This is a genomic window from Streptomyces sp. NEAU-YJ-81 (assembly GCF_017592595.1).
Taxonomy (GTDB): domain Bacteria; phylum Actinomycetota; class Actinomycetes; order Streptomycetales; family Streptomycetaceae; genus Streptomyces; species Streptomyces hygroscopicus_B.
The window spans coordinates 225,260-239,749 of the sequence record NZ_JAGFNO010000002.1 but is presented as its reverse complement, the minus strand read 5'-3'; the positions used below and the strand labels follow the sequence as shown (position 1 = coordinate 239,749).

The 14,490-nt window shown below is 72.2% G+C and carries 13 protein-coding genes; 6 read left to right on the top strand and 7 right to left on the bottom strand.

Annotated elements, in window-relative coordinates:
- Positions 1 to 326: 326 nt before the first annotated feature.
- A complete protein-coding gene (locus J5X86_RS06620; protein WP_208515836.1) occupies positions 327 to 1,937 on the bottom strand; it encodes a FadD3 family acyl-CoA ligase in 1,611 nt (536 codons plus the stop codon).
- A gap of 158 nt (positions 1,938 to 2,095) precedes the next feature.
- Between J5X86_RS06620 and J5X86_RS06615 the strand changes: the two genes are divergently transcribed.
- Genes J5X86_RS06615 through J5X86_RS06605 form a run of 3 tightly spaced genes read left to right on the top strand, consistent with a single transcriptional unit; the run spans position 2,096 to position 4,532 of the window.
- Positions 2,096 to 3,226: a lipid-transfer protein gene (locus J5X86_RS06615; RefSeq protein WP_308124454.1), complete on the top strand. Its 1,131-nt coding sequence runs from the start codon at positions 2,096 to 2,098 to the stop codon at positions 3,224 to 3,226.
- Positions 3,227 to 3,234: 8 nt separating this feature from the next.
- Positions 3,235 to 3,768: a Zn-ribbon domain-containing OB-fold protein gene (locus J5X86_RS06610; protein WP_243979628.1), complete on the top strand. Its 534-nt coding sequence runs from the start codon at positions 3,235 to 3,237 to the stop codon at positions 3,766 to 3,768.
- Entirely contained in the window at positions 3,765 to 4,532 is a 768-nt protein-coding gene (locus J5X86_RS06605; RefSeq protein WP_208515834.1) for an enoyl-CoA hydratase/isomerase family protein, read from the top strand. Before J5X86_RS06610 ends, J5X86_RS06605 begins: the two co-directional genes overlap by 4 nt.
- 29 nt (positions 4,533 to 4,561) lie before the next feature.
- Here the strand turns inward: J5X86_RS06605 and J5X86_RS06600 are convergent, their stop codons facing one another.
- The 4 genes from J5X86_RS06600 to J5X86_RS06585 form a co-directional block, all read right to left on the bottom strand.
- On the bottom strand, positions 4,562 to 5,110 hold the full coding sequence (locus tag J5X86_RS06600) for a hypothetical protein (RefSeq protein ID WP_243979626.1): 549 nt from the start codon (positions 5,108 to 5,110) through the stop codon (positions 4,562 to 4,564).
- Between the two features lie 135 nt (positions 5,111 to 5,245).
- Positions 5,246 to 5,815: a hypothetical protein gene (locus tag J5X86_RS06595; RefSeq protein ID WP_208515832.1), complete on the bottom strand. Its 570-nt coding sequence runs from the start codon at positions 5,813 to 5,815 to the stop codon at positions 5,246 to 5,248.
- A 156-nt stretch (positions 5,816 to 5,971) separates the two neighbouring features.
- Positions 5,972 to 8,596, bottom strand: coding sequence for a serine/threonine-protein kinase (locus J5X86_RS06590; RefSeq protein ID WP_208515831.1), 2,625 nt, complete (start codon positions 8,594 to 8,596; stop codon positions 5,972 to 5,974).
- A 230-nt stretch (positions 8,597 to 8,826) separates the two neighbouring features.
- Positions 8,827 to 9,612 (bottom strand): VOC family protein, encoded by a 786-nt coding sequence (locus J5X86_RS06585; protein WP_208515830.1) that lies wholly within the window; start codon positions 9,610 to 9,612, stop codon positions 8,827 to 8,829.
- 431 nt (positions 9,613 to 10,043) lie between these two features.
- Between J5X86_RS06585 and J5X86_RS06580 the strand changes: the two genes are divergently transcribed.
- Positions 10,044 to 10,691 (top strand): TetR family transcriptional regulator, encoded by a 648-nt coding sequence (locus J5X86_RS06580; protein ID WP_078643001.1) that lies wholly within the window; start codon positions 10,044 to 10,046, stop codon positions 10,689 to 10,691.
- A gap of 154 nt (positions 10,692 to 10,845) precedes the next feature.
- Here J5X86_RS06580 and J5X86_RS06575 read toward each other — a convergent pair whose 3' ends face one another.
- Positions 10,846 to 11,328 (bottom strand): nitroreductase family deazaflavin-dependent oxidoreductase, encoded by a 483-nt coding sequence (locus tag J5X86_RS06575; RefSeq protein WP_208515829.1) that lies wholly within the window; start codon positions 11,326 to 11,328, stop codon positions 10,846 to 10,848.
- Positions 11,328 to 12,737 carry an acyl-CoA dehydrogenase family protein gene (locus J5X86_RS06570; RefSeq protein ID WP_208515828.1) on the bottom strand — a complete coding sequence of 470 codons (1,410 nt, stop codon included), beginning with the start codon at positions 12,735 to 12,737 and terminating at the stop codon, positions 11,328 to 11,330. The genes J5X86_RS06575 and J5X86_RS06570 overlap by 1 nt, the downstream gene beginning before the upstream one ends.
- Positions 12,738 to 12,923: 186 nt before the next feature.
- On the opposite strand from J5X86_RS06570, the gene J5X86_RS51910 reads away from it, so the two are divergent.
- Together J5X86_RS51910 and J5X86_RS06565 are read left to right on the top strand one after the other, a co-directional pair.
- The gene (locus tag J5X86_RS51910) at positions 12,924 to 13,052 is read left to right on the top strand and encodes a hypothetical protein (protein WP_014054266.1); all 129 of its coding nucleotides are present in this window, start codon (positions 12,924 to 12,926) and stop codon (positions 13,050 to 13,052) included.
- A 184-nt stretch (positions 13,053 to 13,236) separates the two neighbouring features.
- Positions 13,237 to 14,415 carry an acetyl-CoA acetyltransferase gene (locus tag J5X86_RS06565; RefSeq protein ID WP_208515827.1) on the top strand — a complete coding sequence of 393 codons (1,179 nt, stop codon included), beginning with the start codon at positions 13,237 to 13,239 and terminating at the stop codon, positions 14,413 to 14,415.
- Positions 14,416 to 14,490: the final 75 nt, after the last annotated feature.

Here is a 14,490-nt window from a genome sequence, read left to right as displayed (position 1 = left end):
CCACAAAGGGCATTGCGACCTTGATTATCGCGATAGGTGCCGCGGTCGGAGCCACAAGCCAGACAGCAGCATTCGCAGCTGCAAGCGATAGTCACACCCCTATCGTCGGCGTGGACAGTAGCGAATACGCCACTGCTGCCGCCCCGGTCCCGCAGGGCGAGGGCCATGCCCCCACCAGCCCGCAGTAGGCGCGGCGAGAAGACTTACGAAGGCCGAAGGGGCCGGGCGAACCTGCCCGGCCCCTTGGTGATGCCCCGCCCGCGCACGCCTTGACCCCGCCATGGCCGGGCCACCGCCCGGAGGGTTTCGGGTGGCGGCCGAGGGCTTTACGAAAGTGACCGGCCCGCGCGCAGCTCGGCCTTGAGGACCTTGCCGCTGGCGTTGCGCGGCAGCTCGGCCAGGAACACCACCTGCCGTGGCACCTTGTAGTTGGCCATCTCCCGGCGCGACCAGGCGATCAGGTCGTCCGCGGTCAGCGTCGAATCCGGGCGCCGGACCGCGTACGCCTTGGCCACCTCGCCCAGGCGCGCGTCCGGGATGCCGACGACGGCGACGTCGGCCACATCGGGGTGGCGGGCGATGAGTTGCTCGATTTCGGCGGGATAGGCGTTGAAGCCGCCGACGATGAACATGTCCTTGATGCGGTCGGTGATGCGCAGATTGCCCTGCTCGTCCATCACCCCGACATCGCCGGTCCGCAGCCAGCCGTCGGGGGTGATGGTGCGGGACGTGGCGATCGGATCCTCGAAGTAGCCGGGGGTGATGTGGTAGCCGCGGACCCAGACCTCGCCCGGCCGCCCCGGGGGGAGTTCGCGTCCGGTGGGGTGGGCGATCTTGACCTCGGTGTCCGGGATCGCGCGGCCCGCCGTGCCCGCGATGACCTCGGGCGGATCGCCACGGCGGCACATCGTGACGGTGCCGGACGCCTCCGTCAGGCCGTACGCCGTCAGGACGGTGGCGACCCCGAGCTCCGAGCGCAGCCGTTCCACCAGCTCCAGCGGGACCACGGCGGCGCCGGTGACGACCAGGCGCAGCGTGGACAGGTCGTGGGCGGCGCGGGACGGGTGGTCGAGGAGCGACTGGTGGAGGGTGGGCGGGCCGGGGAGGACGGTGATGCGCTCGGCGGCGATATTGGCCAGGGCCGTCTCCACACTGAAGACCGGCTGCGGCACCATCGTGGCGCCTCGGCTCAGACAGGCGATGATGCCCGCCTTGTAGCCGAAGGTGTGGAAGAACGGGTTCACGATCAGATAGCGATCGCCCGCCGCCAGCCCCGTGATCTCGCTCCAGGTGTCGAAGACGCGCACGGTCTGGGAGTGCGTGATCACCACGCCCTTGGGCCGGCCGGTGGTGCCGGAGGTGAAGGTGATGTCGGAGGGGTCCGTGGGGCGCACCGCCTCCGCCCGGGACCGGACCTCCTCCGGCGGTACCGCGTCGCCCATCGCCAGGAAGTCCTTCCAGGTGCGGAAGTCCTCCGGGCCGTTGTCGGCGAGGACGACCACCTCCCGCAGGTACGGCAGGCGCGGCAGGGGGCCATGGCCCGCCCCCTCCCCCGCCGCCCGGCGCAGCGACGCCACATACGAGGTGCCCAGGAAGGTGCCGGTGATGAACAGGTGCGAGGCCCGGGTGCGGCGCAGCACATACGCCGCCTCGGCGCCCTTGAAGCGGGTGTTGACCGGGACCAGCACGCCGCCCGCGGTGACCGCGCCGAGCGCCGCCACGATCCAGTCGGTGGTGTTGGGCGCCCAGATCGCGGCGCGGTCGCCCGGTTCGAGACCCGAGGCGACGCACGCGGCCGCGGCGCGTTCGACCCGCGCGCCGAGTTCGGCGTACGAGATCCGGGCGCGGCCCTCGACCACGGCCTCGGCCGGGCCGTACCGCTCGACCGCCGCCCGGATCAGGGCCGGGACGGTGTTCCCCTGTGCCATCCGTTGCATCGGACCGCTCCCCTCCCCGGAACCCGGGACGGACGACCCCGCTAGCTGACTACCCGTCAGATTAGCGGTAGCCTTCCCCGCTGTCAGCACCGGTGAACGCGACCACGGAGGCGGCCATGGGGGCGACGAGGACGACGACGGGGGCGACCTTGAAGGACGTGACGGCGATAGCGGGCATCGGGCAGACCCCCTTCGCCAAACACCTCCCCGAATCCGAGAAGGCCCTGGCCTGCCGGGCGATCCTGGCCGCGCTCGACGACGCCGGTATCGCCCCGTCCGAGGTGGACGCCTTCGCCTCGTACACCATGGAGGAGACCGACGAGGTCGAGGTCGCCAAGGCCATCGGCGCCGGGGATGTGACCTTCTTCAGCAAGGTCGGCTACGGGGGCGGCGGTTCCTGCGCGACCGTCGCGCATCTGGCCGCCGCGATCGCCACCGGACAGGCGAGCGTCGGAGTGGCCTGGCGGTCGCGCAAACGCGGCAGCGGACCGCGCCCCTGGACCAACACCCGGGCGCAGCTGCCCACCCCGGCCCAGTGGACCCGGCCGTACGGACTGCTGCGCCCGGCCGATGAGATCGGGCTGCTGGCCCGGCGCTATATGCATGAGTACGGCGCGACCCGCGATCACTTCTTCAATGTGGCGCTGGCCTGCCGCAACCGGGCCAATCAGAACCCCGCCGCGATCATGTACGACCGCCCGCTGACCCGCGAGATGTATATGACCGCACGCTGGATCAGCGAACCGCTCTGCCTCTTCGACAACTGCCTGGAGACCGATGGCGCGCTGGCCTGTGTGGTGGTGTCGGCCGAGCGGGCGCGCGACTGCCGGCAACGGCCCGTGTACGTACACTCCGCCGCCCAGGGGCTGCCCGCCCAGCACCACGGGATGGTCAACTACTGGAACGACGACCCGCTCACCGGCCCCTCCTGGACCGCCGCCCGCCGGCTGTGGAAAACCGCCGACTTCGGGCCGCAGGATGTGGATGTCGCGCAGATCTACGACGCGTTCACCCCGCTGATCCCGCTCTCCCTGGAGGGCTACGGCTTCTGCGCCCGCGGCGAGGGCGCCGCCTTCACCGAGGGGGGCGCGCTGGAGATCGGCGGACGGCTGCCGCTCAACACCGGCGGAGGCGGCCTCAGCGAGGCGTACGTCCATGGCTTCAACCTCATCACCGAAGGGGTCAGACAGCTGCGCGGCACCGGCACCGCCCAGGTCCCCGGCGCCACGACCTGCCTGGTCACGGCGGGTGAAGGGGTTCCCACATCGGCCCTGCTGCTGAGGAGTTGACCGACGCCATGACACAGATGGACACGACGGCTGACGCGACAACGGACACGACGGCTGAGACGACGGCTGACACGGCGACGGCCGCGAGCGGCGGAAGCGAGGGGTCCGGCGGGCTGCTGGCACCCGTGCCCGACGAGGACGGGGCGCCCTTCTTCGCCTACGCGGCGCGCGGCGAGCTGCGCGTCCAGAGCTGCGCCGACTGCGGCGAACCGCGCTTTCCGCCCCGGCCCTGCTGCCCCCACTGCCAGTCCTTCGACTGCCTGTGGAAAAAGGTGAGCGGCCGTGGCCGGATCTGGTCGTACGTTCTGCCCCATCCCCCGCTGTTGCCCGCCTATGCGGCACAGGCGCCGTACAACGTCGTCCTCGTGGAGCTCACGGACGCCCCGCGCATCCGGCTGGTGGGCAATCTGGTCGCCGCCGCGGACGCCGCGCTGAACTCGGTTCCACCGGAGCGGATCCGTATCGGCGCGCCCGTGAAGGCCGCCTTCCACGCGACGGACGGCGGGCTCACGGTGGTGCGCTGGCTGCTGGAGCGGCCATGACGGTCCGCACCCGGGTGGAGGAGAGCGGGGTCGCGGTCGTCACCCTCGACCGGCCCGAGCGGCACAACGCCATCGACCTGGAGACGGCCGGCGAACTGACGGCCGTATGGCGGCGCTTCCGCCACGACGACGCGGTCCGGGCCGTCGTCCTCACCGGCGCGGGCGGCCGGGCCTTCAGCACCGGCATCGACCGCTCGGTGGAGGTCGCGCAGCCGCCGTCGCCCTACGCGATGGACGATCCGCTGCGCACCGTCGGGCCCAAGGCGAACGACCTGTGGAAGCCGGTGGTCGCGGCGGTGGCCGGGATGGCGTGCGGCGGGGCGTTCTATCTGCTGGGCGAGGCCGAGTTCATCGTCGCCGACGAGACGGCGGCCTTCTTCGATCCGCACACCAGCTATGGGATGGTCAGCGCCTACGAGGCCGTCTATATGGCGCAGCGGATGCCGATGGGCGAGGTCGCGCGGATGGCGCTGATGGGGACGGCGGAGCGGCTCTCGGCCCGGCGGGCGTATGAGACGGGCCTGGTCAGCGAGGTCGCCCCGGCCGGTGAGGCCCTTACGGCGGCCATGCGCGCCGCGTCGGTCATCGCGTCGTACCCGACGGAGGCGGTGCAGGGGACCGTAAGGGCGCTATGGGCGGCGAAGGAGGCGGCGCTGGCCCAGGCGCTCGCCCAGGCCCCGCAGTTGATCGCGCTGGGCAATCTGCCGCCGGGGCGCCAGGCCGCGCTCTTCGCGGCCCGTACGCCCGGCTTCCGTACGCGGTGAGGCCGCCGGCCCCGGATCGGCTCGGGGCCTCAGGTGGAGCTCGGGTACTTGAGCGCCGAGGTGACCTTGCAGGTGAAGGAGGTCTGCTCGGTGAGGTAGCGGTAGGAGGTGGCGTTGAGGGTCTGGCTGCTGCCGGACGCCACGGTGACGGACTTGTAGTCGGATCCCAGCAGGCTGCCGCCGCTCCGGTTTTCCCACTCGATGGTGATCGAGTAGTGCATGGACTGCGTCTCGGGGTTCCTCAGGTTGAGGGTGTACTGGAACGAGTGGGTCGACTCGTCGTAGTCGCAGCCGGTGGCGGTGATGTCGTTCGTGCCGTTCGAGTTGTAGGTGGGCGGCGCGGAGTAGGTGTAGGAGGGCGAGGGGGCCTCGTACGACGGCACGTCGAGGTCGGAGGGGACGCCGCTGGGCACGCCGGTGGGCAGCCCGGTGGGGAGGTCGGTCGGACCGGACGCCGGGTTGTCGCCGCCGCTCCCGCCCGAGGCGAACCCGCCGAGGCCGCCGTCGTGGCTTCGGCCCTTCTTTCCGCAGCCGGTCAGCGCGATGAGTCCGACCAGGGCGACGGCGAATATACGCATGGAGCGGCGTTGCATGGCATTACCCCCGTTGAAAAGACACATTCAAGCCAGCCAGGGCTGGTTGACAAGTGCACGCCACCCTAGCAACGGGTTTTGCTACCCCAAAGTCACCTACAGGCGCGCCTGGCCCGGCTCTCAGAGGACGGAGACGACCTCACACCGCACCACGGTTCCCGACACCGAGGGATCATCGAGCGGCACCCGTACGGTCCTCGACTTCCCCGCGGGGACCCGCACATCGGCGCGCCCGGAGGTCAGGGTGGAGCCGTCCCGGTCCTGGAAGCTCATGTCGACGAGGTAGGTATCGGCCGCGCCCGAGCGGTTGCGCACCTTCACGGTCGCCGCCGGACGGCCGCTCTTGTCCTGGCTCGCCTTGCCCGCGCAGCTGACGACGGTCGTCTGGGGCTCGTTGGACGACGCGGTGCCGCCCGAGGAGCCGCTGGACGCGCTGTCTCCGTAGTCGTCATCGTCGTAGTCGCGGTAGCGCGAGCCGCCGGAGCCCGAACCGGTGGTGGAACTCTCGTCGTCGGAGTCCGAGTAACCACCGGAACTGGAACCAGAACCGGAGCCCGACCCCGAGTGGTGCGAGGAGGAGCTGGAACAGCCGCCTCCGCCACCCCCGTGGCCATGGCCACGCCCCTTGAACCCGGTCAGCGCCACCAGCACCACGGTGAGCACGGCCGCCAGCCGTAGACCACGCCGCATCACAAACCCCGTCCCCCGACGACCGCGCAGAGAGTTACCCATCGACCTCCCGGCTCCCAGGAGGTCGATGAACGCCCGCAACCGTAGCAGGAATTGTCAGGGACACAGCCCGCGACCAGCCGCCCCGGCGCGTCACCGCGTCGCCCCTGGGGTGGGTCAGGCCCGGCCGCCCGACGGCCGGGACTGGCCCGTGCCCTTGACCGCGTCCAGCGCGTAGACGCACCGGTCCTTGCTGCACGCGTACACCACGCCCCCGGCGGCCACCGGGGACCCGGTGATCTCGCCGCCGGTCGCCAGCTTCCAGCGAAGCTGTCCGCCCGCCGCGTCCACCGTATAGAGGCAGTGGTCGGCCGAGCCGAAGTGGACCCGGCCGTCGGCGACCACCGGCGAGCCGATGACCTCGCCGCCCGCCGCGAACCGCCACTTGGGCGTGCCGGTGACCGCGTCGAGCGTGTAGAGCGCGCTGCCGCTGCCCAGATGGACCGAGCCGTCGGCCACCAGCACCGGCTCGATCGACTGCCGGGCCTCGGTGGCGATACGCCAGCGGTCGCGGCCGTTCGCCGCGTCCAGCGCGTACACCGTGCCCAGATAGTCGGCGATGTAGATGCCGCCGCCGGTCACCGCGGGCCCCGGCGCGTACGCGGGGGCGCACAGGAAGACGGCGGGCGCCTCGAAACGCCACCGCACATCCCCGCGGGCGGCGTCGAGCGCGAGCACCCGCGTCCCCGCCGAGACATAGACCACCCCATCGGGCGCCGCCAGCAGACGCAGCGGCACACCGCCGCACGACGCCGCGTCGCCCACCGGATACGACCAGCGCTCCGCGCCGGTGCGCGCCTCCAGGGCACGCAGCCGCGCGTCCGCCCACACATACACCGTGCCGTCGTGGACGGCCGGGCCGGACTCGGGCGTCTCGAAGTCGGTCTGGAGGCCCTGCATCTCCCACAGCAGCTCGCCGTTGGCCGCCTCCCACGCCTGGACGCCACCGCCGCGCGTCCCGGTGACGACCGTGCCGCGGTCGACCTTGAGGGAGTAGACCCAGCCGTCGGTCGACAGCCGCCAGCGCTCCGCGCCGTCCTCCGCGTCCAGCGCGTACAGCGTGGGGCCGTCGGAGGCATGGATCCGGCCGTTCTCCACGGCCATCGCCCACGCCACGTCGCGGGTCTTGAACTGGCGCCGACCGGTGGCCACATCCAGCGCGTGCACCTCGAACGAGGTCACATACAGCAGATCGCCGGCCACCGCCGGGGTGCCCCAGACGTCGTTGGACATCCGGAACCGCCACGGACGCCAGCGGCCGTGCCCGGCGCCCGCGGCATGCGGCTCGGGCGGCTCGGCCGGCGGGGAGTGGGTCGGCGGCGGGACGGCGGCCGTGCCGTCGCCTCCGTTCAGCCCTCCGGTGGTCACCCCGGCCGGCGGGCGCACCCAGCCGGTCGCGGGCCCGGTGCCGTGCTGCGGCTGCGGGTCCCGCGCCTGGTCGGCCCGGAGCCCCGGGCCGATCGGCACCTGCGAACCGGGCAGCCGCACCGACCCGTCGGCCCCGGCGGGCGCCGGGGCGGGCGCGGCGGCGGCGGACGGGGCGGCGTGCCGCCCGGGCCCGATGGAGCCCAGCGCGCTCGGCGGGCTCGCGGCCTCCGGCGCGCGCAGGCCCCCGCGCGGATCGCCCACGCCCACGGGCTCCCAGCCGCCCGCACCGGCGGGTCCGGCCGCGCCGTGCCGCCCGCCATGGCCCTCCGCGGGGCCTCCCGTGGCGGGGGCGTACGAGGGCGGCGGCGTGGGCGGACGCTCCGGCGGAAGCGGCGCGGACGGCCGGCTGCCGTCGCTCGCGGCGTGCCCGGGACGGCCGCCGCCGGCCGCGGGCCGGGTGGCGCCGCGCACCTGGTTGCGGCCGCTGCGCTTGCGCTCGATCAGCGCGACGGCGCCGGGCGGCAGCCAGGCCGAGGCCGTACCGCTGTCGTCGGCGTTGGAGGCGAACAGATGCGGGGCAAGCTGGGACTGCAGATCGGCCGGGGACGGCCGCCGCTCGGGCTCCATCTGCATGCACGACTCGATGAGCGGCCGCAGCTCGTCGGGCAGCCCGGCCAGGTCGGGGCCCTCGCGCAGCAGCATGAACACGGTCTCCACCGGGTTGGCGCCGTGGAAGGGCGCGTGCCCGGTGGCCGCGAAGGTCAGGGTCGAGCCGAGCGAGAAGATGTCGCTCGCGCCGGTCACGCTGCGTGAGTCGCGCGCCTGCTCGGGCGACATATAGGCGGGGGTGCCGACCGCGACGTTGGTCATCGTCAGCCGGGTGTTCGAAACACCGGAGGCGATACCGAAGTCGATCACGCGCGGGCCGTCCTCGACGACCAGCACATTGGACGGCTTCAGATCCCGGTGGACCAGGCCCGCGCCATGGATGGACTGCAGCGCCTCGGCGACCCCGGCCGCCAGCCACCGCACCGCCTGGGCCGGCATCGGCCCGCACTCGTTGACGATCTCCTCGAGGGAGGGAGCGGGCACATAGGCCGTGGCCAGCCATGGCACCGCGGCACGCGGATCGGCGTCCACGACGGCGGCCGTATAGAAGCCGCTGACCGCGCGGGCCGCCTCCACCTCACGGGTGAACCGGACACGGAACAGCTGGTCCTCAGCGAGCTCGGTCCGGACCGTCTTGATCGCGACCCGTCGGCCCGATGCCGAGCGGGCCAGATAGACCAGCCCCATGCCGCCCGCGCCGAGACGGCCGAGCACCTCGAAAGGGCCGATCCGCCTCGGATCGTGCTGCGTCAGCTGCTCCACCACTTGCCTGCCACCTCCCCGTGGGGGCTTGAAAAAATACAGCCCCGTGCAGCGTCTCACCGACAAACCAACCGGCGGCACGCATCCTGCATTCTCTCTGGCGAAGGCGGCGGTTGCGAACCCGGGGGCGAATCGTCGTGTCATCGGGCGATACGGAGCCGGGGACCGTCCGGTTCGACCAAGGATCATCTAAGTGCCCTCAGGCCCGTATCGCCCAGTGCTCCGGCCGGGGTTCAGCCTGCCGTCGAGGTGTCGATGACGCCGAAGGCCGCGCCCTGATTGTCCGCAAGGACCGCGAAACGCCCGTACGGCGTATCTTCGGCGGTCTTGAGAACCCGCCCGCCCAGCCTGTGGGCCGTGCGCAGCGTCCGATCGCAATCCGCCACCACAAAGTACGTCAGGAAGTGGGCGGGCAGAACGGCCGGGTACTCCTCGCCGATCACGACGCGTCCGCCGATCGCGTGACGGGGGTCCGGGGGCTCTCCGCGCGGCGTCCACAGGACCAGGTCGGCCGACGCGCCCTCGGCGGGGGGCTCCATCCCGTATCCGAAGACCGCCCGGTAGAAGGCGTCCACGGCGCGCGGCTGACGGGTGTGGACCTCGGTCCAGCCGTACGAACCGGGCCCGCCGCGCCGCCCGAAGCCGGTGTGGCTGCCCGCCTGCCAGATCCCGAAGACGGCGCCCCCCGGGTCGGCGGCCGTCGCCATGACGCAGAACCGGTCGATCCACACCGGCGGGGTGATCACCCGGCCGCCGGCCTCGCGGATCCGGGCGGCGGTCGCGGCGGCGTCCTGGGCGGCGAAGTAGATGTTCCAGACGGTGGGCATCCGGCCGTCCGGCTTGGGGACCAGCCCCGCGACCTCCTTACCGCCGAGGAGGGCACGGGTGTACGAGCCGTAGTCCGTGGCGATCTCCTCAAAGGCCCAGCCGAACAGCTCACCGTAGAAGCGCCGGCCCGCCGCGAGGTCGGACAGCAGCACATCCGCCCAGCAGGGCACGCCTTCCGCGAATGCCGCCATGGCCCGGGTCCTCTCGCGTCCCTCGGCCCTGGAGCTCAGCCCTCGGTCCTGGAGCTCGGCCCTCGGAGCTTGCTCACAGCCCGTTTGGAGATGCTTGGCACGTATTTGGAGCAACTTGGCTCGTTTACCTCACTTGCCACGCTAACGGGGGATCGCCCGGTCTGCTCGCCCCGGAACTCGAAATATTTGGCCAATCCTTTTCGTGCCAAGACGGATCCGACCCCGTCATCCACCGTTGTTATCCACAGCCTGTTGATAACACAATTCACCCGTGTGGGTGAGCGGTGATTGAGGGCTTGACGACGGCGGACAGGGGTCGGAATCAGCCATTCCAGCCTGCTCAGCGAGGCCCACAAACCCTCTCATCTCGCCCTAACCCCATTTGCACGCAGCCGAATCGCGCTCCGATCACCCCTCGGTAAGCTGACGGCATGACAGGACAAGTACGCACAGTCGACGGGCGGGTGGCCGGTCGTCGCGGGCAGGCGACGCGGCAGAAGCTGCTCGACTGCCTCGGCGAGATGCTCAGCACATCCCCGTATCGAGACGTCAAGGTCATCGATGTCGCACGTAAGGCAGGGACCTCGCCTGCGACGTTCTACCAGTACTTCCCCGATGTGGAGGGCGCCGTCCTCGAGCTCGCCGAGGAGATGGCGAAGGAGGGTGCGAACCTCACCGATCTGGTCGCCGACCGCTCATGGGCGGGCAAGTCCGGCGCGGCGGCGTCGGAGGACCTGGTCGAGGGGTTCCTCTCCTTCTGGCGCAAACATGACGCCATCCTGAGGGTGGTCGACCTGGGCGCCGCCGAGGGCGACAAGCGGTTCTACAAGATCCGCATGAAGATCCTCAACTCTGTCACCAACTCCCTTACGGACGCCGTCAAGGAGCAGCAGGCCAAGGGCCGGATCGACGAGGACCTCAACCCCGGGGCCATCGCGGGCTCGCTGGTCGCGATGCTGGCCGCGGTCGCGGCGCACCAGAAGGGCTTCCAGAGCTGGGGCGTCAAGCAGGCCGACCTCAGGCCGAGCCTGACCTGGCTCGTCCACCTCGGCGTCACGGGGCGGAAACCGCCGAAGTAACGAATCCGCACCCGTCCCCTGCCCCCTCCCTCGGCCTCTCCCTGCCGGCCTCTTGATGCCGGTCGCCCGGCCGAGCCCGCACGTCCTGTCACGCCGCGGCGGATCACTCCCGAGTGATCCGCCGCGGCCTTTTTGCGCCCCTCGACGGACCGGCTCAGGGCTCCTCGGCGCGGTGGAGGCGGAAGAGGCGGATCTCGCGCTCCACTCGCGACTGATAGCTCGCGTACGGCGGCCAGAAGGCGAGGGCCGCCGCCCAGGCCGCCTCGCGCTCGGCGCCCGCCAGCAGCCGTGCCCGGACGGCGATGTCCCGGCCCCGCCAGCTGATCTCCGCTTCCGGGTGCTTCAGGAGGTTCCCGGTCCAGGCCGGATGGCCCGGGCGGCCGAAGTTGCTGCCGATCAGAAGCCAGGTGCCGCCGTCCTCCGGCATACAGGCCAGCGGCGTACGGCGGGGAAGCCCCGACCTCGCGCCGCGCGCGGTAAGGATCACGCCGGGCAGCATCCGCGCGCTCGGCAGCACCTTGCCGCGGGTCAGCCGGTGGACGGCGCGGTCGAAGGCGGGGATGACATGGGGTGCGACCTTGGCGAAGGCGCGGGTCGAGGACACCTTCCGGACCAGCTTCACGCCGTAACCGGCCATCAGACCGTCACCGCCTTCCGCGGCCCATCGCGCCCGTCACGCCCGTCATGCCCGTCACGCCCATCGCGGCCGTCCCCCTGGCGCCTGTCAGGCCCATCGTGCCGACTGTGCCCGCCGTGGCCACCGCTCCCCCCGCGCCCGTCATGGCCGCCGTAAGGAGCGCGATCGGCCGCACCGAAGAGTCCTTCCCGTTCCGCGGCCCGGGCCCGCAGCCGGTGGACGGGGCCGAAGAGCAGCTCGTCGGAGGCGGCCCGCTTGAAGTGGAGATGCGCCTCATGCTCCCAGGTGAAGCCGATGCCGCCATGCAACTGCACCGCCTCGGCCGCCGCCATGCGCTGCGCCTCCAGCGCCTGCGCGAGCGCGAGCCCGCCCGCGACCGCGGCTTCCGTGCCTTCCGCACCGCCCTGGGCCGCGCCCGTGCCCTCCGCACCACCCTGGGCCGCGGCCCAAGCGGCGTAGTACGCCGCCGAACGGGCCGCCTGGACCGCGACGTACACATCCGCCAGCCGGTGCTTGACCGCCTGGAACGAACCGATCGGGCGGCCGAACTGCTCACGCGCCCGCACATAACCGACCGTCCGCGCGAGGGCCGCGTCCGCCGCTCCCACGGCCTCGGCGGCGAGCACGGCCGCCGCCGCCGTACCCACTGCCGCCAGCGCCTCCGACACCCTGTCCCCGCTCCCGCCGTCATCCACCCCCAGCAGTTCGGCGGGTACGTTCCGCAGCTCGATGCGGGCCTGCGGGCGCGTCGCGTCGAGCGCGGTCAGCCGGGTGCGGACCAGCCCGTCCGCCTGCGCCGGGACGAGGAACAGCAGTGTCCGCCCGCGCGCGTAGCCCCCGGCGCGGGCGGCGACCAGCAGCAGTTCGGCGCTGTGCCCGCCCAGCACCTGCTCCACCTGTCCATACAGCCGCCACCCCGCTTCGCCGCCGCTGTCCGGGCGCGCCTGGACACCCCCCGCGCGCCCCCCACCGGCCCACGCGCCGTCCCGCGCTCCTACGAGCCCGAGCGCCTCCGGCAGCGCGCGCCCCGGCACCGCGAGCGCCGCCGTAAGGGCGCCCTCCGCGATACGCGGCAGCAGCTCGGCGCGCTGCGCCTCCGTCCCGACCGCGGCGACCAGGGGCGCCGCGAACACGGCGGTAGCCAGGAGCGGCGAGGGCAGCAGCACGCGCCCCGTCTCCTCACAGGCCAGCGCCAGCTCGGTGACTCCGCAGCCGACGCCCCCGTACGCCGACGGAAGGGCGAGGCCCGGCAGCCCGAGCGTCCGGGCGAGCTGCCGCCACAGGGCCTCGTCGTAGCCGGGCGCGGTCTGGACCGCCGCCTTGACCTCGTCCGGCCCGCACCGCTCCCGCAGGAGTGTGCGCAGCGTACGGCGGATCTCGTCCTGTTCCTCGGTGAACGCGGCGTCCATCGGCGAGCACCTCCGCTTTCTGACGGACCGTCATACTAGGGACGGGCTCCGGACTTTCCCACCCCTCCGCCCCCTCCACGGCTAAACTGCCGGCACCTCACCACGTTCCTCCCCACTGGCTCCGCCGGAGCGCAGACCGGCGGTGGCCCTGTCCTCCGGGGCCTATCGGAGGAGCGAGGAGGGGTAATGGACGATCGGAGCACGCAGGAGACGAGCGACGACCGATGGACCGGCCCTGACAAGTGGCAGGTCATCATCGGAGTGCTGAGCCTTCTGGTGGCGATCGCCGCTTGTGTGGGGCAGTTCCTGCAGTAGCCGGGCGCCTCACGCGTGGTCCGGACGGGGCTTGTGCTCGAGGCGCGAGCACGGCCATACGGGAGAGCGTCCGGACCACCCCCTTCCCCCGGCATGCTCGCGCGCAGCGCCCTCGCCCACTCCCCTTTCCGCTCCCTCCTCCACCCCTCTTCCACTCCCTCGAATCTGATGTACCGTCAGATTCATGTCGCCCGCAGCGCAGCGCGCCCGTAAGGTCGCCGTCGTCGGCGTCTCCCTCTCCGACTGCGGCCGCGTCGACACGGCCACCCCCTACGCCCTCCACGCCCAGGCCGCCCGCCGGGCCCTCGCCGACTCCGGTCTGGACCGGTCGGTCGTCGACGGCCTCGCCTCGGCGGGGCTCGGCACCCTCGCGCCGGTCGAGGTGGCCGAGTATCTGGGGCTGCGGCCGACCTGGACCGACTCGACGGCCGTCGGCGGCTCCACCTGGGAGGTCATGGCGGCGCACGCGGCGGACGCGATCGCCGCCGGGCACGCCCGCGCCGTCCTGCTCGTCTACGGCTCCACCGCCCGCGCCGACATCCGCGCGGGCCGCCGCACCGCGAACCTCTCCTTCGGGGCGCGGGGACCGCTGCAGTTCGAGGTCCCGTACGGGCATACGTTGGTCGCCAAGTACGCGATGGCCGCGCGCCGCCATATGCATGAGTACGGCACCACGCTCGAACAGTTAGCGGACATCGCCGTTCAGGCGCGTATCAATGCCGGGCACAATCCGGACGCGATGTTTCGCGAACCGATCACGGTCGATGACGTCCTGAGCGGCCCGATGATCGCCGACCCCTTCACCAAACTGCACTGCTGCATCCGCTCGGACGGCGGCTGCGCGGTGCTGCTCGCGGCCGAGGAGTACGTACCGGACACCGCGAAACCCCCGGTGTGGGTGATGGGTTCGGGCACGGCCGTCTCGCATACCACCATGTCCGAATGGGAGGACTTCACGGTCTCCCCGGCCGCCGCCTCGGGGCGGGCGGCCTTCGCACGGGCGGGCGTCCGGCCGTCGGATATCGATGTGGCCGAGCTCTATGACGCCTTCACCTATATGACCCTGGTGACCCTCGAAGACCTGGGCTTCTGCGCCAAGGGCGAGGGCGGGGCATTCGCGGCGAAGGGGCGGCTGACACGGGACGGCGAGCTGCCGACCAACACCGACGGCGGTGGTCTCTCCGCCTGCCACCCGGGGATGCGCGGGCTGTTCCTGCTGGTCGAGGCGGTACGGCAGCTGCGCGGCGAGGCCGGGGAGCGACAGGTGCACAAGGCGGGCGGACGGCTGCCGGAGCTGGCCGTGGCGTCGGGGACGGGGGGCTGGTTCTGCTCAGCGGGCACGGTCGTCCTGGGCCGCGGCTGACCGGGCCCACGCGGGGGCTGGGGACGGTTCGACGGCTGGGCCCGCTCGACGGCCGGGAACGGCTCGGAGGCTCGG

Coding starts and splice junctions, on each gene's coding strand:
- J5X86_RS06580 (WP_078643001.1), top strand. CDS start 10,044: ATGACAGGACAAGTACGCACAGTCGACGGGCGGGTGGCCGGTCGTCGC.
- J5X86_RS06575 (WP_208515829.1), bottom strand. CDS start 11,328: ATGGCCGGTTACGGCGTGAAGCTGGTCCGGAAGGTGTCCTCGACCCGC.
- J5X86_RS06610 (WP_243979628.1), top strand. CDS start 3,235: ATGACACAGATGGACACGACGGCTGACGCGACAACGGACACGACGGCT.
- J5X86_RS06600 (WP_243979626.1), bottom strand. CDS start 5,110: ATGCGTATATTCGCCGTCGCCCTGGTCGGACTCATCGCGCTGACCGGC.
- J5X86_RS06565 (WP_208515827.1), top strand. CDS start 13,237: ATGTCGCCCGCAGCGCAGCGCGCCCGTAAGGTCGCCGTCGTCGGCGTC.
- J5X86_RS06570 (WP_208515828.1), bottom strand. CDS start 12,737: ATGGACGCCGCGTTCACCGAGGAACAGGACGAGATCCGCCGTACGCTG.
- J5X86_RS06595 (WP_208515832.1), bottom strand. CDS start 5,815: ATGCGGCGTGGTCTACGGCTGGCGGCCGTGCTCACCGTGGTGCTGGTG.
- J5X86_RS06620 (WP_208515836.1), bottom strand. CDS start 1,937: ATGCAACGGATGGCACAGGGGAACACCGTCCCGGCCCTGATCCGGGCG.
- J5X86_RS51910 (WP_014054266.1), top strand. CDS start 12,924: ATGGACGATCGGAGCACGCAGGAGACGAGCGACGACCGATGGACCGGC.
- J5X86_RS06585 (WP_208515830.1), bottom strand. CDS start 9,612: ATGGCGGCATTCGCGGAAGGCGTGCCCTGCTGGGCGGATGTGCTGCTG.
- J5X86_RS06605 (WP_208515834.1), top strand. CDS start 3,765: ATGACGGTCCGCACCCGGGTGGAGGAGAGCGGGGTCGCGGTCGTCACC.